The sequence below is a fragment of the Xanthomonas sp. LF06-19 genome (genome assembly GCF_034105425.1).
Lineage (GTDB): Bacteria > Pseudomonadota > Gammaproteobacteria > Xanthomonadales > Xanthomonadaceae > Xanthomonas_A > Xanthomonas_A sontii.
Genome location: NZ_JAXGGH010000001.1, coordinates 252357 through 271247, shown reverse-complemented (window position 1 = coordinate 271247; position 18891 = coordinate 252357). Strand labels below are relative to the sequence as shown.

Sequence of the window (18891 nt, the reverse complement as noted above, 5' to 3'; positions counted from 1 at the left end):
GCGCCCGCCCGCGTCCCGCTCCGCTCAGCCCTTGCCCAGCCGCGCCACCAGCGCGCGCAGTGCGGCCTGGGTGTCCGGCGCCTGCCAGTCGTCGATCAGTCGCTCCAGCCCGATGTGCTCGTCGGCCAGCGCCGCGCGCAGGTCGGCGCGGGCGATGGCGCGGGTCTGCAGCATCGGCTGTCGCGGCCGCTTCAGCAGGTCCAGCAGCCAGGCCAGCGCGCGCGCCACCACCAGGTCGGCATCGACCAGTTCGTCGACCAGATCGATCTCCAGCGCGCGCTCGGCGCTGACCAGGTCGCCGCCGACCAGCAGACGCTCGGCACGGTGCGCGCCGACTACCCGCCGCAGCAGGCGCTGGATGCCCTCCGGCGCGACCAGACCGACCTGAGTCTCGTTGAGCCCGATGGTGACCGGGCGCGCCGGCTCGGGGCTGCGCGCCATCACCCGGTAGTCGCAGCACAGCGCCAGCACGCAGCCGCCGGCCGGGGCGTGGCCGGTCAGCGCCGCCACCACCGGCATCGGGCTGGCGGCCAGCGCGCGCGCCGCGCCGAAGAACTGCTGCCAGCTGGCGAGCAGCTTGGCGCGGTCGTCGCCGTGACTCAGCAGGTGCGGGACGTCCATGCCGGCGGAGAACAGGCGCTCGTTGCCCGACAGCACCAGACCGTGCGCGCCGTCGGCGCCGGCCTGCTCGATGGCCTGGATCAGCTGCCGGCACAGGTCGGTGTCCAGCGCATTGACCGGCGGCCGCGCCAGGCGCAGTTCGCGGAGGGGGCCGTGGTTGATCGCCTGTATCAAGGGAGTCATGCAAAGCGTCCAAAAGCGGTCTGGGGGTTAGGCGGCTATGATAGGGCCATGAAGCTCAAACTATCCTTATACGCTTGGAGACTGGCCGCCGGCCTGACGGTACTTTTGCCGCTCGTGCCGGTTACTGCGTTAGCGGCGCCCTCTGTCAAACCAGGGAGTTGCTTGCCAATATGGCGGGATGGCTGGATTCGGCTACCTCCGAATGCCGCGATGTCGATGGCCGCTGGGTTTGGTCGTCTGTATAACCCATGTGGCCAAGCGTTTGCGGTAGTCTCGGTGCGCAGCCCAGTGTTTGCCGAAGTCAGTCTGCATCAGACAACCGTGATTCATGGGATCAGCAAGATGCGCGAGGTTGAGCGTCTTTCGCTGGCCGCTGGCGCCACTGCGGTGCTGGAACCAGGTGGGTTGCACTTAATGTTTATGCAGTCGGTGCAGCCGCTTCATGTCGGTACGAGCATGCCAATCATCTTCGTGCTTGACGATGGGCGGGAAGTGCAAGGTAAGTCAATAATAAGGACTTCAGAAACTAAGTGACCCAGTAGGACAGGCTAATCATTGTAAGCTGCCTAAAGCTTTTTCTTGTAGTGGGCTAATGTTTTTGAATGGGGTTAATTGTTAAAGGGGAGCACTGTGGCTACTTCCAAAAAAATTGTTAGTAGGTTTAATGACGCTCAGGATAGTTTGGTAATTCAGGCTGCAGACATGTCGCTTGAGACTATTGCGGTCATGGTCGAACAAAATTCAATTGATGTTCAGCCGGAGTACCAGCGTCGGGAAAGATGGGAGTCTGATAGGCAGTCGGCTCTTGTTGAGTCATTTTTGCTGAATATCCCGGTGCCGCCAGTTTATTTGGCTGAGGAGGATTTTGGTACATATTCTGTGATCGACGGAAAGCAGCGACTCACCACGATTAAGAAATTCATGAGGAATGAATTTGAGTTGCGAAATTTAGCAAAGTTCTCTGAGTTGGAGGGTCTGACATTCTCAATGTTGCCGCCTGACTTGGCTAATGCTCTAAAGATTCGTCCTTATGTTCGGATGGTTACTCTGCTTAAACAGAGCGATCCTCAGTTGAAATATGAAGTTTTTACGAGGCTTAACACGGGCGGGGTTTCTTTGAAGCCTCAAGAAATAAGAAATGCGATGTATAGGGGGCCTTTCAATGACCTCCTTGTTCGTCTTGCTTCGGGAAACACATTTTTAAGAGAGCAGCTGAAGATAAGGACAATGAAGGAAGATGTTTATTTGTCGATGTCCGACGTTGAGTATGTCCTCCGCTATTTCACTATGTCCGAAAGCTGGAAGTCATTCTCGGGTGACTATCGAAGGTCGATGGATAAATATATGGAGTTAAATAGGCGCCCTTCAAAGGTGAAGCTTAGAACTCTTGGTGATTCTTTTGAGAATGCTGTTGAAAGGTGTAGAAAGTTGTGGGGAGAGAGGGCTTTTCGTCGTTATGATAGTCAGGCTGGAGTATACCGCGATCAATTTCTTTCTGCGTTGTATGACGCGCAAATGATTGCGGTTAGCCTTTTAACCAGTGCTCAGTTCAATAAAAATCTTAAGCGGAAGTCGGCCCTGGCTAAGGCTACGGTACAGCTTTTTAAAGATGACGAGTTTGATGATGCAATTAGAATTTCAACAAATTCGCCTTCACGAGTAAAAATTCGCGTTGAGAAAATGTTGCAAATTCTTGGTTGACAGGGAGTTGACATGCGACCAGAACGGCTCGCCTTTATTCGCAGACTTAATGCAATGGCAAGTGCGTGCAATGAACCGCTCTTGATAAATAATGGTGATTCTGATCACAATGAGCGTGCGAAACAATTGAGGTCTGGGCTTTGCGTCATGTTGTTTTCCTCCCTTGAAGATTTTGTAAGGGAACGAATTGCGCAGGTTGTAGATAACATAAAGTCTTCAGCTGTGCCTTTTTCAAGTCTTCCACAGGCATTTCAGAATGCTGCAACAGTTGAGGCTTTAAGTAGTCTGGGATTTCAAGCTCAATTTGTAAGTGCTGATAGAAAGTTAAGATTTTTGATGGATGAGTTGAAAAAACTTGGTAGCCTTGGAGAGCAAAACTATTCTTTGTCTAAGTATTCGTTTGGTCATTCGAAGACAAACCTGCTTTCCTCAGAATTTGAGGCGGTTTTGACGGGGTTTAATGTCGAAAAGCCATACGAGACTATATTTCGTACAATACAGCGGCTCCAATTGGGAGCGGTGAATAGCGCGAAAACAGCTTTCGAGAATCTATCTGGGTCTAGGCATTCCGCTGCTCATGACCAGTCTTATGAAATACCTAGTGCAGATTTTCTGAATAATATATCCTCCGCCTTTTCAATAGGTTTGGCGTTTGATGTTGTCTTAAGTTGTGCGGCTCTAAATCTTCGTAATTCGTATGCTGCTACAAGAGGTGGATTGTCTGTGATGCGGGCGGCGGATATTGGAATTTTTACTATTTCAAACAAGCCTGTCAGGGGTAATTTTTTGCTTCGACAAGAGGGGGGTAGGCGAGCAATCTTTAAAGGTAACAACTTGTCTGTTGTCAGGGCTGAAGGTGTAAGGCGGTTGGCTGGTTTGGTTGCAGTTTTAGTTGTGCAAGATTCTTCTGGCAGGCCCATTGAATGGTATTGCAAATCTTCCGGAGACTAGCGGCGTTGATGCTGATTTATTAATTGCAGGCTGCTCGAATTTCGTCCGGCAGCGGCGCGCTCTTGCCGGTCTGGGTGTCCATCCACACCACTACCACGTGGCCGTCGGAATAGAGCCGGCTCTCGTCCTGCTGGTCGACGATGCGGTGACCGATGGTCACGCTGCTGGTGCCCAGGCGCTCGACGAACAGTTCGACCAGGATGTCGTTGGGCCACACGATCGGTGCACGGTAGTTGACGTTGGTCGCCGCCACCACCGGTGCGATGCGGTCGCTCATCGAGACGCCTTCCACGCCCAGCATCCAGCGCACGCGCGCCTCTTCCAGGTAGGAGATGTACTTGGCGTTGTTGACGTGGCCCATGCTGTCCATGTCGCGCCAGCGCACGCTGATCGGGATGCGCGCCAGGATCTTGTGTTCGCTGCTCATCAAACGTCCTTCTTCTTCTTGGTGCCGGTACTGGTGGTGCTCTTGCTGGCCTTGCCGCTCTTGGCCGCCACCGCCTGCTTCTTCGCCGGCTTTTCCGGCTTGACCTTGCGCGGCGGGCGCGCATCGGGCTTGTTGGCCATCGCCGCCGGCTGCTCCGGGCGTGCGCTGGTGGAGGGCAGCATCCGCGCCAGGAACTGGCCGGTGTACGACTGCGGGCAGGCCGCCACGTCTTCCGGCGTGCCTGTGACCAGGATGGTGCCGCCGCGGTGGCCGCCTTCCGGGCCGAGGTCGACGATCCAGTCCGCGGTCTTGATCACGTCCAGGTTGTGTTCGATCACCACCACGGTGTTGCCTTCGTCGCGCAGCTTGTGCAGCACGCCCAGCAGCGCCTCGATATCGTGGAAGTGCAGGCCGGTGGTCGGCTCGTCGAGGATGTACAGGGTGCGACCGGTATCGCGCCGCGACAGTTCCTTGGACAGCTTCACGCGCTGCGCCTCACCGCCAGACAGGGTGGTCGCGCTCTGTCCGAGCTTGATGTAGCTCAGGCCCACGTCGACCAGGGTCTCCAGCTTGCGCGCGATCGACGGCACCGGCTCGAACAGCTTCAGCGCATCCTCGACGGTCATTTCCAGCACGTCGTTGATGTTGAAGCCCTTGTACAGGATCTCCAGCGTCTCGCGGTTGTAGCGCTTGCCGTGGCAGACGTCGCAGGGCACGTACACGTCCGGCAGGAAGTGCATCTCCACCTTGATCAGGCCGTCGCCCTGGCAGGCCTCGCAACGGCCGCCGCGCACGTTGAAGCTGAAGCGGCCCGGCGAGTAGCCGCGCGAGCGCGCTTCCGGCACCTGCGCGAACAGTTCGCGCAGCGGCGTGAACAGGCCGGTATAGGTGGCCGGGTTGGAGCGCGGGGTGCGGCCGATCGGCGACTGGTCGATGTCCACGACCTTGTCGAACAGGTCCAGGTGCTCGATCTCGCGGTACGGCGCCACGCTGTGCGAGGCGCCGTTGATCTCGTTGGCGGCCAGGGTGAACAGGGTGTCGTTGATCAGCGTCGACTTGCCCGAGCCGGACACGCCGGTGATGCAGGTCAGCAGGCCGGCCGGGATGTCCAGGTCGACGTTCTTGAGGTTGTTGCCGGTGGCCCCGCGCAGGTGCAGGGTCATCTTCGGATTGGCCTTGTGGCGCTTGGCCGGGATCTCGATGCGGCGCTTGCCCGACAGGTATTGCCCGGTCAGCGAGCGCGGCGCCTTCAGCAAGTCCTGCACGCTGCCGTGGCCGACCACCTCGCCGCCGTGCACGCCGGCGCCGGGGCCGATGTCCAGCACGTAGTCGGCCAGGCGGATCGCGTCCTCGTCGTGCTCGACCACGATCACCGTGTTGCCAAGATCGCGCAGGCGGGTGAGGGTGCCGAGCAGGCGTTCGTTGTCGCGCTGGTGCAGGCCGATCGACGGCTCGTCGAGCACGTACATCACCCCGACCAGGCCGGCGCCGATCTGGCTGGCCAGGCGGATGCGCTGCGCCTCGCCGCCGGACAGGGTGTCGGCCTTGCGCTCGAGGGTGAGGTAATCCAGGCCGACGTCGACCAGGAAGCCCAGTCGTTCGGCGATCTCCTTGACGATCTTGCTGGCGATCTCGCCGCGCCAGCCGGGCAGGTCGAGCTGGCGGAAGAAGCTCAGTGCATCGTCGATCGGCAGCACCACCAGGTCCGGCAGCGGGCGGTCGGCGACGAACACGTTGCGCGCTGCCTTGTTCAGGCGCGCGCCCTTGCAGTCCGGGCACGGCCGTTCGCTGATGTACTTGGCCAGTTCCTCGCGCACCGCCGGCGATTCGGTCTCGCGGTAGCGGCGCTCCAGGTTGGGGATGATGCCTTCGAAGCGATGCTTGCGCTGGGTGCGGCCGCCGGCATCGGTGAAGTAGGTGAAGGTGATGGTCTCATCGCCGCTGCCGTACAGCACCGCCTGGCGCACGCTCGCCGGCAGCGATTGCCAGGGCGCGTCGACGTCGAACTTGTAGTGCTTGGCCAGCGAGGCGATCAGCTGGAAGTAGTACGCGTTGCGCCGGTCCCAGCCGCGCACCGCGCCGGCCGACAGCGACAGCTCCGGATGCACCACCACCCGCTCGGGATCGAAGAACTCGGCCACGCCCAGGCCGTCGCAGCTCGGACAGGCGCCCATCGGCGCGTTGAACGAGAACAGGCGCGGTTCCAGCTCCGGCAGCGAGTAGTCGCAGACCGGGCAGCTGTACTTGGAGGAGAACAGGTGCGGCGCGGCCGCGGTGTCGTCCAGCGACTGCACCGACACCATGCCGTCGGCCAGCTTCAGCGCGGTCTCGAAGCTCTCGGCCAGGCGCTGCTTGATGTCCTCGCGCGGGCGGAAGCGGTCGATCACCGCCTCGATGGTGTGCTTCTGGCGCAGCGCCAGCGCCGGCACCGCGTCGATCTCGTACAGCTCGCCGTCCACGCGCACGCGCACGAAGCCCTGCGCGCGCAGTTGTTCGAACACCTGCGCATGCTCGCCCTTGCGCTCGCGGATCACCGGCGCCAGCAGCATGTAGCGCTGCTCCGGGTCCAGGGTCAGCACCTGGTCGACCATCTGGCTGACCGTCTGCGCCTCCAGCGGATAGCCGTGGTCGGGGCAGCGCGGCTGGCCGACGCGCGCGTACAGCAGGCGCAGGTAGTCGTAGATCTCGGTGATGGTGCCGACGGTCGAGCGCGGGTTGTGCGAGGTCGACTTCTGCTCGATCGCGATCGCCGGCGACAGGCCTTCGATGTGATCGATGTCGGGCTTCTCCATCACGCTGAGGAACTGCCGCGCGTACGCCGACAGCGACTCCACGTAGCGGCGCTGGCCCTCGGCGTAGATGGTGTCGAACGCCAGCGAGGACTTGCCGGACCCGGACAGGCCGGTGATCACGATCAGCTTGTCGCGCGGCAGGTCGAGGTCGAGGTTCTTGAGGTTGTGCGTCCGCGCGCCGCGGATGCGGATGTAATCCATCGCCATGAAGAGATTCCGGAATGTGCCGGCCGTGGCGGTGCCGCTGGCCAGTGTGGGGGCGGAAAGGGGACGGCAATCGATCAGCGTACCCAGCTTGTCAGGTGGGGGCAATTGCCGCAGATCCCAGCGCCGCCGGGCGCCGGCGGCTGGCTGGTTCAGGCAGCCGCGCCGGCCCGCGGGGCTTGACAGTCCGGGCCTGGGTGGGCTTGACCCTGCCGCGCGCGGCGGCTTACAATCCCGCTCCTGTCTGCCCGAAACGGCACGGCAGGAACGACCACAATAACTACAGAGGAAGTCTGGTCATGTACGCAGTACTGGTCACCGGCGGTAAGCAATACCGCGTCGCGCAGGGCGAAACGCTCCGCGTGGAAAAGCTCGAAGTCGAAGCCGGCAACGAGATCACGTTCGACAACATCCTGATGCTGGGCGACAGCGACGGCATCAAGATCGGCGACGCGCTGAAGGGCGCCGCCGTCACCGCCAAGGTCGTGGCCCATGGCCGCGCCGACAAGGTGCGCATCATCAAGTTCCGCCGCCGCAAGCACCACATGAAGCGTCAGGGTCATCGGCAGCACTACACCGAAATCGAGATCACCGGCATCGCCGGTGGCGACAAGAAGTAAGGAGCAGCAGTCATGGCACACAAAAAAGGCGTAGGTTCCTCGCGCAACGGCCGCGACTCCAACCCGAAGTACCTGGGCGTGAAGATGTTCGGCGGCCAGGCCATCGAAGCCGGCAACATCATCGTGCGTCAGCGCGGCACCCAGTTCCACCCGGGCGCCGGCGTCGGCCTGGGCCGCGACCACACCCTGTTCGCGCTGGTCGACGGCAAGGTCGAGTTCTCGGTGAAGGGTGCCAAGAAGCGCCGCACCGTGAGCGTGGTCACCGAGGCGTAAGTCGCCGGTGTCCAGGGCCTGCGCCGTGGCGCAGGCTTGCTGACGAAAGCCCCGCTTCGGCGGGGTTTTTGTTTTGCGGCTGGGAGTGGGGAATCGGGAATGGGCAAAGGCGCCTCCCGTGAACTCGCCCTGTCTTGGTTGCGTCAGGCAATGCAGTGATGGATTTTGCCGATCTGTGGCTGCGACATAGAATCGTCGCCACGGCGATGGCTCGCTTTTCCCATTCCCGATTCACTATTCCCCATTCCCGGTTGTTATCCATGAAACTCGTAGACGAAGCGGAAATCCAGGTCACGGCCGGCAATGGCGGCAATGGCTGCATCGGCTTTCGCCGCGAGAAGTTCATCCCGCTGGGTGGGCCCGACGGCGGCGACGGCGGCAACGGCGGCAGCGTGTGGCTGGTCGCCGACGAGAATCTCAATACCCTGGTCGACTTCCGCCACCAGCGCGCGTTCCGTGCGCAGCGCGGCGAGAACGGCATGGGCCGGCAGATGTACGGCAAGGCCGGCGAGGACCTGACCATCACCGTGCCGGTCGGTACAGTGGTGATCAACGTCGAGACCGACGAGGTCATTGGCGACCTGATCGCGCACGGCGACCGCCTGCTGGTCGCGCAGGGCGGCAAGGGCGGCCTGGGCAACATGCATTTCAAGAGTTCGGTGACGCGTGCGCCGCGCAAGGCGACGCCGGGCGAGGAGGGCGAGGAGCGCACGCTCAAGCTGGAGCTGAAGCTGCTGGCCGACGTCGGCCTGCTGGGCTTCCCCAATGCCGGCAAGAGCACCTTCATCCGCGCCGTGTCCGCGGCGACGCCGAAGGTCGCCGACTACCCGTTCACCACGCTGTATCCAAACCTGGGCGTGGTCAGCGTCGAGGCCTACCGCAGCTTCGTGATCGCCGACATTCCCGGGCTGATCGAGGGTGCCGCCGACGGCGCCGGCCTTGGCGCGCAGTTCCTGCGCCACCTGCAGCGCACCCGCCTGCTGCTGCACCTGGTGGATCTGGCGCCGATGGAGGGTGGCGTGGATGGCGTGTCGCCGACCGAGCAGGTGCGGGCGATCGAGCGCGAGCTGCAGAAGCACGACCCGGAGCTGCTGGCCAAGCCGCGCTGGCTGGTGCTGAACAAGGCCGACCTGATGTTCGAGGACGAGGCGCGTGCGCTGGCCGAGCAGGTCGTCGCCGAGCTGGGCTGGACCCAGCCCTGGTACCTGGTGTCGGCGCTGGGCCGCGAAGGCACCTGGCCGATCATGAAGGACGTGATGGCGTTCTTCGACCGCCAGCGCGAGGAGGCGCTGGAGGCGGCCGCCAATGCCTCCTGAGCGTCGCGCCGTCCCGCGGCGCGCGGGGCAGGGTGACGCGCACACGAAAAACCCGGCCGAGGCCGGGCTTTTTCGTGGTGCTGCCGGAAGCGTGCGCGCTTCCGGCGTCGACGGCAGCCGATCAGGCGGCGGTCTTGATCGCCTTGATGCGGGCGCTCAGGCGGCTCTTGTGACGGGCAGCCTTGTTCTTGTGGATCAGGCCACGCGAGCTGAAACGGTCGAGGATCGGCTGGGCGATGGCGAAAGCGGCTTCGGCGCCGGCTGCGTCGTTGGCGTCCAGGGCCTTGATGACCTTCTTGACGGCGGTGCGCAGCATCGAACGCTGAGCCGTGTTGCGCGCGTTGCGCACGACGGTCTGCTTGGCGCGCTTCTTGGCGGACTTGATATTGGCCACGGTGGTGGTTTCCTGGAAAGCTGTGTGGTGGATAAAAACAAGCGGGAGAGTATGAAGCGTCCGAATATTCGCGTCAAGTCAATTGTCAAGAGGGCTGCCGCATGAGCCAGCCGCGCATGCTCCGCGGGCTGCTCTCCTTCAGCAGCATGACCATGGTCTCGCGCGTGCTGGGCCTGGTGCGCGACCAGGCCATCACCATTTCCTTCGGCGCCAACGCCACCACCGACGCGTTCTGGGTGGCGTTCCGCATTCCCAACTTCCTGCGCAGGCTGTTCGCCGAGGGCTCATTCGCCACCGCGTTCGTGCCGGTGTTCACCGAGGTGAAGGAAATCCGCCCGCACGCCGACCTGCGCGCGCTGATGTCGCGGGTGTCCGGCACCCTGGGCGGGGTGCTGCTGCTGGTCACCGCGCTGGGGCTGATCTTCACCCCGCAGGTGGCGATGCTGTTCAATCCTGGCGCTACCGACGACCCGGCCAAGTTCGGGTTGATCGTCGATCTGCTGCGGTTGACCTTCCCGTTCCTGCTGTTCGTGTCGCTGACCGCGCTGGCCGGCGGTGCGCTCAATAGCTTCCACCGCTTCGGCCTGCCGGCGCTGACCCCGGTGATCCTCAACCTGTGCATGATCGCCGGCGCACTGTGGCTGGCGCCGCGGCTGCAGGTGCCGATCCTGGCGATGGGCTGGGCGGTGCTGGTGGCCGGCGTGCTGCAGTTGCTGTTCCAGTTGCCGGCCTTGCGCGGCATCGACCTGCTGACCCTGCCGCGCTGGGGCTGGCGGCATCCGGACGTGCGCCGGGTGCTGACCCTGATGGTGCCGACCCTGTTCGGCTCCTCGATCGCGCAGATCAACCTGCTGCTGGACACGGTGATCGCCTCGTTCCTGTACGCCGGCTCGCAGAGCTGGCTGTCGCAGGCCGACCGCTTCCTGGAGCTGCCGCTGGGCGTATTCGGCGTGGCCCTGGGCACGGTGATCCTGCCGGCGCTGTCGCGGCACCACGTCAAGACCGATCGCGCGGGCTTTTCCAGCGCGCTGGACTGGGGGCTGCGCACCACCTTGCTGATCGCGGTGCCGGCGATGCTGGGGTTGATGCTGCTGAGCCAGCCGCTGGTGGCGACCTTGTTCCAGTACGGCAAGTTCACCGCCTTCGACACGCGCATGGCGGCGATGTCGGTGTTCGGGCTGAGCTTCGGCCTGCCGGCGTTCGCCCTGCTCAAGGTGCTGCTGCCGGCGTTCTATTCGCGCCAGGACACGCGCACGCCGGTGCGTGCCGGCGTCGCCGCGCTGGTCGCCAACATGGCGCTGAACCTGTTGTTCCTGGCGATCCTGTACCAGTTGTGGGTGCCGGCGGAGCTGCGTGCGCAGGGCGTGCGCGCGGCGCTGGAGGCGGTGCCGGGCCTGCACCTGGCGCTGGGCCTGGCCAGTGCGGTGGCCAGCTACCTCAACCTGTCGCTGCTGTGGCGCTGGCTGCGCCGCGACCAGGTCTACCAGCCCAAGCCGGGCTGGGGCGGTTACCTGCTGCGGCTGGGCGTGGCCTGCGCGGCGATGGCTGCGGTGCTGGCGCTGGGCCTGCACTGGCTGCCGGCATTTACCACCATGGACAAGTGGCACCGGATCGGCAGCCTGTTGCTGCTGGTCGGCGGCGGCGGCGCGGTGTATCTGCTGGCGTTGCTGGCGCTGGGGTTCCGGCCGCGGGATCTGCGCGAGCATTGAAGCCGGGACCCGGGACCCGGGACCCGGGAGTTTCCGCGAGTGCCAAGCGCTTGCGATTGCACTGTGGGAGGGGCTTCAGCCCCGACGGGCCTTCCCGGGAAAGCCCGTCGGGACTGAAGTCCCTCCCACAGAAAGTGATCACTTTGTTTTTGCCGGATCGCCTGGCGGCGGTCTGGCTCCGCACGCCGATGCTGCCGTCCCGAGCCCCGAGCCCCGAGCCCCGAGCCAAGCCCCCACCCGCTATACTCGACGGTTACGCATCATCGACCGGCGCTTCCTGCGCCGGCGCTTCGGACCGAGGAATGAGCAGGCTGTTTAGAGACGTCGAGGGCGGGACCCTGTTCCCGCAGGGAAGCGTGGTCTGCATCGGCGCCTTCGATGGCCTGCACCTGGGCCACCGCGCGCTGGTGCGGCAGGCGATCGCGCGCGCGCGCGAAGCGGGCGTGCCGGCGGTGGCGCTGAGCTTCGAGCCGCTGCCGCGCGAGTTCTTCGCCCCGGCCGCGCCGCCGCCGCGGTTGACCCTGGCCCGGGCCAAGGTGCAGGGCCTGCTCCAACTCGGCATCGACAGCGTCGGCCTGCTGCGCTTCGACCGGCGCATGGCCTCGATGAGCGCGGAGGATTTCGTGCAGCGCGTGCTGGTCGAGCGCCTGCGCGCGCGCGAGGTCTGGATCGGCCCGGCGTTCCGCTTCGGCCACAAGCGCGGCGGCGACATCGCGCTGCTGCGTGCGCTGGGCGCCCAGCATGGCTTCGCCGCCGACGAGATCGCGCCGGTGCACCTGCGCGAGGAGCGCATTTCCAGCACCCGCATCCGCGAGCTGCTGGTGGCCGGCGAGTTCGCCCATGCCGCCGAACTGCTCGGCCGCCCGTATGCGATCGGCGGCCGCGTGGTGCGCGGCAAGCAGCTCGGGCGCACGCTCGGCTATCCCACCGCCAACCTGCGGTTCGCCCGCACCCCGGCGCTGTCCGGCATCTACGCCACCTGGGTGCACGGGGTGGCGGCGCAGCCGTGGCCGTCGGTGTCCAGTTTCGGCACCCGCCCGACCGTGCAGGGCGTGGAGCCGCTGCTGGAAGCGCACCTGTTCGATTTCCAGGGCGACCTGTACGGTCGCCACATCGAGGTGGAGTTCGTCGCCAAGCTGCGCGACGAGGAAACCTTTGCCGATCTGCCGGCGTTGACCGCGCAGATGCACCGCGACGCCGCGCTGGCGCGGCAACTGCTCGCTGCGCCTGCCGGCGCGGGCCTGCCGCCCGTGTCCGCCGCCCCGCGCGCGGACCTCCCCCTGAAGACCACCGACCGGTAACTGCCCGTGACCCAGGACTACAAAGCCACCCTCCATCTGCCGGCGACCGAGTTCCCGATGCGCGGCGACCTGCCCAAGCGCGAGCCGGACATCCTGGCGCGCTGGGAGAGCGAGGGCCTGTACACGCGGCTGCGCGACAACGCCCAAGGCCGGCCGCTGTTCGTGCTGCACGACGGCCCGCCGTACGCCAATGGCGCGATCCACCTCGGCCATGCGGTCAACAAGATCCTCAAGGACATCATCGTCAAGTCCAAGTACCTGTCCGGCTACGACGCGCCGTACATCCCGGGCTGGGACTGCCATGGCCTGCCGATCGAGATCGCGATCGAGAAGAAGTTCGGCAAGGTCGGGGTCAAGCTGGATGCGGTGGAGTTCCGGCAGAAGTGCCGCGAATACGCCAACGCGCAGATCGACATCCAGCGCCGTGACTTCAAGCGCCTGGGCGTGATCGGCGACTGGGACAACCCGTACCGTACGCTGGACTTCCATTTCGAGGCCAACGAGATCCGTGCGCTGGCGCGGATCGTCGAGAACGGCCACCTGACCCGCGGCGTGAAGCCGGTGCACTGGTGCTTCGACTGCGGTTCGGCGCTGGCCGAGGCCGAGATCGAGTACGCCGACAAGCAGTCGCCGACGGTGGACGTGGCCTACACGGCCCGCGACGGCGCGGCGCTGGCCGCCGCGTTCGGCGCGACCCTGCCGGACGGTGCCGAAGTGGCCGTGCCGATCTGGACCACCACGCCGTGGACGCTGCCGGCCTCGCTGGCGGTGTCGCTGGGGCCGGAGCTGATCTATGCGCTGGTCGAAGGCCCGGCCCGCGACGGCCGCCGCCGCTGGCTGGTGCTGGCCGATGCGCTGGCCGAGCGCGCGCTGCAACGCTACGGCGTCGATGAGGTGGTGGTGCACGGCCGCGTCGCCGGCGCGGCGCTGGAGCACCAGGTGCTGGCGCACCCCTTCTACGACGAACGCGACGTGCCGGTGATCCTCGGCACCCACGTGTCCGACACCGACGGTACCGGCGCGGTGCACACCGCCCCCGGCCACGGCCAGGAGGACTACGTGGCGGTCAAGCCGTACGGGCTGCTGGAGCGCTACAGCGCGGCGCAGATCAACCCGGTCGATGCGCGCGGCGTGTACCTGCCGTCGACCCCGGCGGTCGATGGCACGGAACTGGCCGGGCTGCACATCTGGAAGGCCAACGACGTCATCGCCGACCTGCTGGCCGCGCGCGGGCTGCTGCTGGCGCGCGCCAGCATGGTCCACAGCTACCCGCATTGCTGGCGCCACAAGACCCCGATCGCGTTCCGCGCCACGCCGCAGTGGTTCATCTCGATGGAGCAGGCCAACCTGCGCGCCGAGGCGCTGCAGGCCATCGAGGGCGTGCACTGGTACCCGGCCTGGGGCCAGGCGCGCATCGCCGGCATGGTCGCCGGGCGCCCGGACTGGACGATCTCGCGCCAGCGCACCTGGGGCGTGCCGATCGCGCTGTTCGTGCACCGCGAGACGGGCGAGCCGCACCCGCGCAGCACCGAACTGATGCGCCAGGTCGCCGACCGCGTCGAGGAGGGCGGGGTGGACGTGTGGTACGCGCTCGACGCCGCCGAGTTGCTCGGCGACGAAGCCGGCGACTACGAGAAGATCACCGACATCCTCGACGTCTGGTTCGATTCCGGCGTCACCCACGAGGCGGTGCTGACCGAACGCGGCCTGCCCAAGCCGGCTGACCTGTACCTGGAAGGCTCCGACCAGCACCGCGGCTGGTTCCAGTCCTCGCTGCTGACCGGCGTGGCGCTGGACCACGCCGCGCCGTACCGGCAGTGCCTGACCCACGGCTTCACCGTGGACGAGCACGGCCGCAAGATGTCCAAGTCGCTGGGCAACGGCATCGAGCCGCAGGACATCATGAAGACCCTGGGCGCGGACATCCTGCGCCTGTGGATCGCCTCGGCCGACTACAGCAACGAGATGTCGCTGTCGCAGGAGATCCTCAAGCGCAATGCCGACGCCTACCGGCGCCTGCGCAACACCGCGCGCTTCCTGCTCGGCAACCTGCACGGCTTCAACCCGGCCGTGCACCTGCGGCCGCTGCCGGAGCTGGTGGCGCTGGACCGCTGGATCGTGCACCGCGCCTACGAGGTGCAGGAGCAGATCAAGGCCGCCTACGCGCGCTACGACTTCGCCGCCATCGTGCAGGCGCTGCTGAACTTCTGCAGCGTGGACCTGGGGTCGCTGTACCTGGACGTGACCAAGGACCGGCTGTACACGATGGCCGAGGACTCGCTCGGCCGGCGCTCGGCGCAGACCGCGATGTTCCATGTCGCCGAGGCCTTCGTGCGCTGGATCGCGCCGATCCTGAGCTTCACCGCCGACGAGCTGTGGGGCTACCTGCCGGGCGCGCACCTGGGCAACGTGCTGTTCGCCACCTGGTACGAAGGCCTGGCGCCGTTGCCGGACGACGCGGCGCTGAGCGCGGCCGACTTCGAGCAGTTGCTGGCGCTGCGCGAGCAGGTGGCCAAGGTGCTGGAGCCGATGCGCGGCAACGGCGTGATCGGCGCGGCGCTCGAGGCGGAGATCACCGTCGCCGCCGACGCCGCCACCGCGGCGAAGTTGCAGCCGCTGCAGGAAGAGCTGCGCTTCCTGTTCATCAGCGGCGACGTGGTGGTGCGCGAGGCCAGCACCGACGAGATCTTCGTCAGCGCCCAGGCCACCGAGAAGCCCAAGTGCGTGCGTTGCTGGCACTACCGCGCCGACGTCGGCGCCGATCCGGCGCACCCGGAACTGTGCGGCCGCTGCGTCAGCAACATCGAAGGACCGGGCGAGGAGCGCCGCTGGTTCTGAGTGCCGTCCCCGGCCACGCGGCTTGCGCGTCGCCGGGGCCGACGGCGGCGCCGTGGCTGCGGCGCCGGCCATCCTTCCTTTCCTTCTTCGCCCAAGGCGGACTTCCCGCATGACCGCACGACCCAACCCCTCCGCCCTGATCTGGCTGCTGCTGTCGGCCGCGGTGATCGGCCTGGACCAGTGGAGCAAGGCCTGGGTGCTGTCCAGCCTGCCCGAGTTCGCCGCGGTGCCGGTGATCCCCGGCTTCTGGAACTGGTACCGGACCTACAACACCGGCGCCGCGTTCAGTTTCCTGAGCCAGGCCGGCGGCTGGCAGCTCTGGTTCTTCACCGCGCTGGCGGTGGGCATCAGCGCCCTGCTGGCCTGGTGGCTGGCGCGCACCCCGCGCGGCGAGTGGCGCAGCGCGCTGCCGTACGCGCTGGTGATCGGCGGGGCGATCGGCAACGTGATCGACCGGCTGATGCACGGCCACGTGGTCGATTTCATCCAGTGGTACGTGGGCGAGCACTACTGGCCCTCGTTCAACATCGCCGACTCGGCGATCGTCGCCGGCGCCATCGGCATCGCCCTGTTCGGCGTGTTCGACGGCAAGGCGAAGCGAAAAGCGGGATAATCGGTGCCACTCTCCCTGTCGAAGCGCCTGGCCCCCTGCGGCCGGCGGATCTAGCTAATGGATGTCCTGCTCGCCAACCCCCGCGGCTTCTGCGCCGGCGTCGATCGCGCCATCGAGATCGTCAAGCGCGCCATCGAAACCCTGGGCGCGCCGATCTACGTGCGCCACGAGGTGGTGCACAACCGCTTCGTGGTCGACGACCTCAAGCAGCGCGGCGCGATCTTCGTCGAGGAACTGGACGAGGTGCCCGACGGCAACACGGTGATCTTCAGCGCCCACGGCGTGGCCCAGGCGGTGCGCCAGGAAGCCGAGCGGCGCGGGCTGAAGGTGTTCGATGCGACCTGCCCGCTGGTCACCAAGGTGCATTTCGAGGTGGCCCGGCACTGCCGCGCCGGCCGCGACGTGGTGCTGATCGGCCACGCCGGCCACCCCGAGGTGGAAGGCACGATGGGGCAGTGGGACCGCGAGTGCGGCACCGGCCGCATCTACCTGGTCGAGGACATCGAGCAGGTCGCCACGCTGGACGTGCAGCAGCCGGAGAACCTGGCCTACACCACCCAGACCACGCTGTCGGTGGACGACACCCGCGGCATCATCGAGGCGCTGCGCGCGCGCTACCCGGCGATGCAGGGGCCCAAGAACGACGATATCTGCTACGCCACCCAGAACCGCCAGGACGCCGTGCGCGACCTGGCCAGGGAGTGCGACCTGGTGCTGGTGGTCGGTTCGCCGAACAGTTCCAATTCCAACCGGCTCAGCGAGCTGGCGCGGCGCGACGGGGTGGAGTCCTACCTGATCGACGGCGCCGACGAGATCGATCCCGCCTGGATCGCCGGCAAGCGCCGCATCGGCCTGACCGCCGGCGCCTCGGCGCCGCAGGTGCTGGTGGACGGGGTCATCGCGCGGCTGCGCGAACTCGGCGCCGATGGCGTGTCGGAACTGGCGGGCGAACCGGAGTCGATGGTGTTCGCCCTGCCGAAGGAATTGCGGTTGCGGCTGGTCGACTGACGGTCGCGTTCGGTCGCGTGTTCGTACGCTGGATGGGCGTATCTGTCGCGGCGCGCGTAGGAGCGGCTGTCAGCCGCGACGGGTGTTCTTGGTGAAGCCGGCGCGGCTGATCCCCGAAAAGGGGACAAGAGCCGCTCCTGCGAGATGACGTGATGGGGTGCTGTCGCGTGGCAAGCGCCACGGCTTACTGGTGCTGCATGCCGCGCGGCCGTCCCTGTGCATCGAACTCGATGCCCACGCTGACGCGATCGCCTTGCACGCCGTCCGGCATCCAGCGCAGGCGGCCGCGCCGGCCCACCAGCACGTACACGTGATCCACCTTCTCCGGCTCGGCCTGCAGCGCCTCGCCCTGTTCCTGCAGGGTCGTGGCCACCCGGTAGGCGCCCTCGAAATCGATGTCCTGCAGCGCGGCGGTGTCGGTGGCTGGCTTGAGGAACGGCCCGAACATGCGCGGATTCACTGGCGCATCCTTGTGCCAGGCCTCGTCGTGGAAGCTGTATTCGTCCACGTGGTCCGGCTGTGCGGGGTCCAGCAGTTCGAGCCCGATCCGGTTGTCGTAGAAATGCACGGCATGGAACACGCGCAGGTCGTGGCCCTGCAGGGCGGGCAGGGCCGCCAGCGCCTGCCGGGCCGCGCGCAGCCGCTGCGGGTCGAACAGCAGGTTGCCGCGTGGTGCCGGCGTCGGTTCCGGCGCGGTGTCGGCAGCACGGGCAGTCGGGGTCGGCGCCGCCAGCGATTGCGGCCTGGAGGGGGCCTGCAGGCCAGTCCCTGGGCCCGCCGCCTGCAGGGTGGCGCGGATGGTGTCCCAGGCGCCGCCGGCGAAGGCCAGGCCGCCGAGCAGCAGCACCACGCCGGCAAAGACCAGTGGGGTGGGCGGCGTCTTCATGGCAGCTCCAGGTCGGCGCGGGTGGGGTGTTGTGGGTCGTACAGCACCGACACCGTGTCGCGCGGCAGTTGTCCGACGTCGAGCAGCGACACGAACCGCCGCATCGTCGCCTCGTGCGGGTTGCCTGACGCGTCCTCGAACGCCACGCGGAACTCCACCTGCGGCTGCTCGTTGAGGGTGGTGCCGGTCTGGCGCACGTCCAGCACCCGCGCACGTGCGCGCAGGCCGCGGTACTTCAGGGTCTCGTCGGTGGCGTTGCGGCGGATCACGCGCAGGATCACGCGCAGCGCCAGCACGTAGCCGTTGAGTACCAGCGCACTCATCAGCAGCGGATGGTTGAAGGACAGGAAGGTCCAGCCCATGCCGCGGTTCTGCAGGCGCCAGGCCACGACGTAGGCCGCACCGACCAGGACCACCAGCAGCACGGCGCCGGCCGCGCGTCGCCACAGGCTGGCGCGGTCCAGCGCCGGCTCGGCGTCCTCCAGCACCAGGTTCGGCGCGGCGCCCGGCGTGGTGCTCAGCCGCAGCGGCACGGTGCGTCCGCTCTCGAAGCGGCGTTGCGCCGGCTTGCGGTCCACGATCACCACGGTGTCTTGGATGGGGATGCCGGACAGGTTGTCGAAGGCCAGGGTCAGCGACAGCTGCGGCCAGCCCTTGACCTCGACGCCGGTGGGGGCGGCGCGTTCGATCACCGCCTCGCGGCGCACGCCGTGGGCGAGGAGGTGGCGCACGCGGTGCAGGGCGCGCCCGGGCATCAGCAGCAAGGTGTCCAGGTAGGCGTAGAGCAGGTGCAGCCACAGGCCCAGCGACAGCGCCAGCAGGGTCAGCGCCCATGCGGGCGTGCTGGGCTGGGCCAGCACGCGTGGCCAGTCGTTGGCGAAATACAGGATGCAGGGGAAGGGGATGGCGAAGAACAGCAGAAACGCGAGCCAGAACCAGGCGAACAACTTCACGATGAGCGGGGGAGGGGGACGACGGGGGCGGGAGGGTAACCCACCGATTGCGGCGCGCGCGCGAAGGCCCGGGCAGCGATTGACCCCGGCCCGGGCCGACG

The 18891-nt window shown here is 66.0% G+C and carries 17 protein-coding genes; 11 read left to right on the top strand and 6 right to left on the bottom strand.

Features of this window, described 5'->3' with window-relative positions:
• Positions 1–24 precede the first annotated feature (24 nt).
• Positions 25–804 (bottom strand): enoyl-CoA hydratase/isomerase family protein, encoded by a 780-nt coding sequence (locus SLW55_RS01125; RefSeq protein ID WP_295915446.1) that lies wholly within the window; start codon positions 802–804, stop codon positions 25–27.
• Positions 805–852: 48 nt separating this feature from the next.
• Between SLW55_RS01125 and SLW55_RS01120 the strand changes: the two genes are divergently transcribed.
• From SLW55_RS01120 to SLW55_RS01110, 3 genes are all read left to right on the top strand, one after another.
• The gene (locus SLW55_RS01120; RefSeq protein WP_295915444.1) at positions 853–1338 is read left to right on the top strand and encodes a copper chaperone PCu(A)C; all 486 of its coding nucleotides are present in this window, start codon (positions 853–855) and stop codon (positions 1336–1338) included.
• Between the two features lie 168 nt (positions 1339–1506).
• Complete coding sequence (locus SLW55_RS01115; RefSeq protein ID WP_295915442.1) at positions 1507–2505, top strand: DUF262 domain-containing protein; 999 nt, start codon at positions 1507–1509, stop codon at positions 2503–2505.
• Between the two features lie 12 nt (positions 2506–2517).
• A complete protein-coding gene (locus tag SLW55_RS01110; RefSeq protein ID WP_295915440.1) occupies positions 2518–3456 on the top strand; it encodes an MAE_28990/MAE_18760 family HEPN-like nuclease in 939 nt (312 codons plus the stop codon).
• 19 nt (positions 3457–3475) lie between these two features.
• Here the strand turns inward: SLW55_RS01110 and SLW55_RS01105 are convergent, their stop codons facing one another.
• Both SLW55_RS01105 and uvrA read right to left on the bottom strand, forming a co-directional pair.
• The gene (locus SLW55_RS01105) at positions 3476–3883 is read right to left on the bottom strand and encodes a thioesterase family protein (RefSeq protein ID WP_267101181.1); all 408 of its coding nucleotides are present in this window, start codon (positions 3881–3883) and stop codon (positions 3476–3478) included.
• Positions 3883–6882: an excinuclease ABC subunit UvrA gene (gene uvrA, locus SLW55_RS01100; RefSeq protein ID WP_152247568.1), complete on the bottom strand. Its 3000-nt coding sequence runs from the start codon at positions 6880–6882 to the stop codon at positions 3883–3885. The genes SLW55_RS01105 and uvrA overlap by 1 nt, the downstream gene beginning before the upstream one ends.
• A gap of 296 nt (positions 6883–7178) precedes the next feature.
• Between uvrA and rplU the strand changes: the two genes are divergently transcribed.
• The 3 genes from rplU (at position 7179) to cgtA (ending at position 9088) form a co-directional block, all read left to right on the top strand.
• Positions 7179–7499: a 50S ribosomal protein L21 gene (gene rplU, locus SLW55_RS01095; RefSeq protein ID WP_010341170.1), complete on the top strand. Its 321-nt coding sequence runs from the start codon at positions 7179–7181 to the stop codon at positions 7497–7499.
• Positions 7500–7511: 12 nt separating this feature from the next.
• Positions 7512–7772, top strand: a complete 261-nt coding sequence (gene rpmA, locus SLW55_RS01090; RefSeq protein WP_010341169.1) for a 50S ribosomal protein L27 — start codon at positions 7512–7514, stop codon at positions 7770–7772.
• A gap of 260 nt (positions 7773–8032) precedes the next feature.
• On the top strand, positions 8033–9088 hold the full coding sequence (gene cgtA, locus SLW55_RS01085) for an Obg family GTPase CgtA (protein ID WP_017916359.1): 1056 nt from the start codon (positions 8033–8035) through the stop codon (positions 9086–9088).
• A gap of 121 nt (positions 9089–9209) precedes the next feature.
• On the opposite strand, the gene rpsT is transcribed toward cgtA, so the two are convergent.
• Positions 9210–9482, bottom strand: coding sequence for a 30S ribosomal protein S20 (gene rpsT, locus SLW55_RS01080; protein WP_010341167.1), 273 nt, complete (start codon positions 9480–9482; stop codon positions 9210–9212).
• A 116-nt stretch (positions 9483–9598) separates the two neighbouring features.
• Between rpsT and murJ the strand changes: the two genes are divergently transcribed.
• The 5 genes from murJ (at position 9599) to ispH (ending at position 16951) form a co-directional block, all read left to right on the top strand.
• Positions 9599–11191, top strand: coding sequence for a murein biosynthesis integral membrane protein MurJ (murJ, locus tag SLW55_RS01075; protein WP_320744626.1), 1593 nt, complete (start codon positions 9599–9601; stop codon positions 11189–11191).
• Positions 11192–11493: 302 nt separating this feature from the next.
• Complete coding sequence (locus SLW55_RS01070; protein ID WP_152180458.1) at positions 11494–12492, top strand: bifunctional riboflavin kinase/FAD synthetase; 999 nt, start codon at positions 11494–11496, stop codon at positions 12490–12492.
• A 6-nt stretch (positions 12493–12498) separates the two neighbouring features.
• Entirely contained in the window at positions 12499–15330 is a 2832-nt protein-coding gene (gene ileS, locus SLW55_RS01065; protein ID WP_320744324.1) for an isoleucine--tRNA ligase, read from the top strand.
• A gap of 109 nt (positions 15331–15439) precedes the next feature.
• Positions 15440–15943 (top strand): signal peptidase II, encoded by a 504-nt coding sequence (gene lspA, locus SLW55_RS01060; RefSeq protein ID WP_267123315.1) that lies wholly within the window; start codon positions 15440–15442, stop codon positions 15941–15943.
• Positions 15944–16000: 57 nt separating this feature from the next.
• Positions 16001–16951 carry a 4-hydroxy-3-methylbut-2-enyl diphosphate reductase gene (gene ispH / locus SLW55_RS01055; protein ID WP_017916364.1) on the top strand — a complete coding sequence of 317 codons (951 nt, stop codon included), beginning with the start codon at positions 16001–16003 and terminating at the stop codon, positions 16949–16951.
• Positions 16952–17135: 184 nt separating this feature from the next.
• Here ispH and SLW55_RS01050 read toward each other — a convergent pair whose 3' ends face one another.
• Together SLW55_RS01050 and SLW55_RS01045 are read right to left on the bottom strand one after the other, a co-directional pair.
• Positions 17136–17837, bottom strand: a complete 702-nt coding sequence (locus SLW55_RS01050) for a hypothetical protein (protein ID WP_267084584.1) — start codon at positions 17835–17837, stop codon at positions 17136–17138.
• Positions 17834–18790 carry a hypothetical protein gene (locus SLW55_RS01045; RefSeq protein ID WP_267084583.1) on the bottom strand — a complete coding sequence of 319 codons (957 nt, stop codon included), beginning with the start codon at positions 18788–18790 and terminating at the stop codon, positions 17834–17836. The genes SLW55_RS01050 and SLW55_RS01045 overlap by 4 nt, the downstream gene beginning before the upstream one ends.
• Positions 18791–18891: the final 101 nt, after the last annotated feature.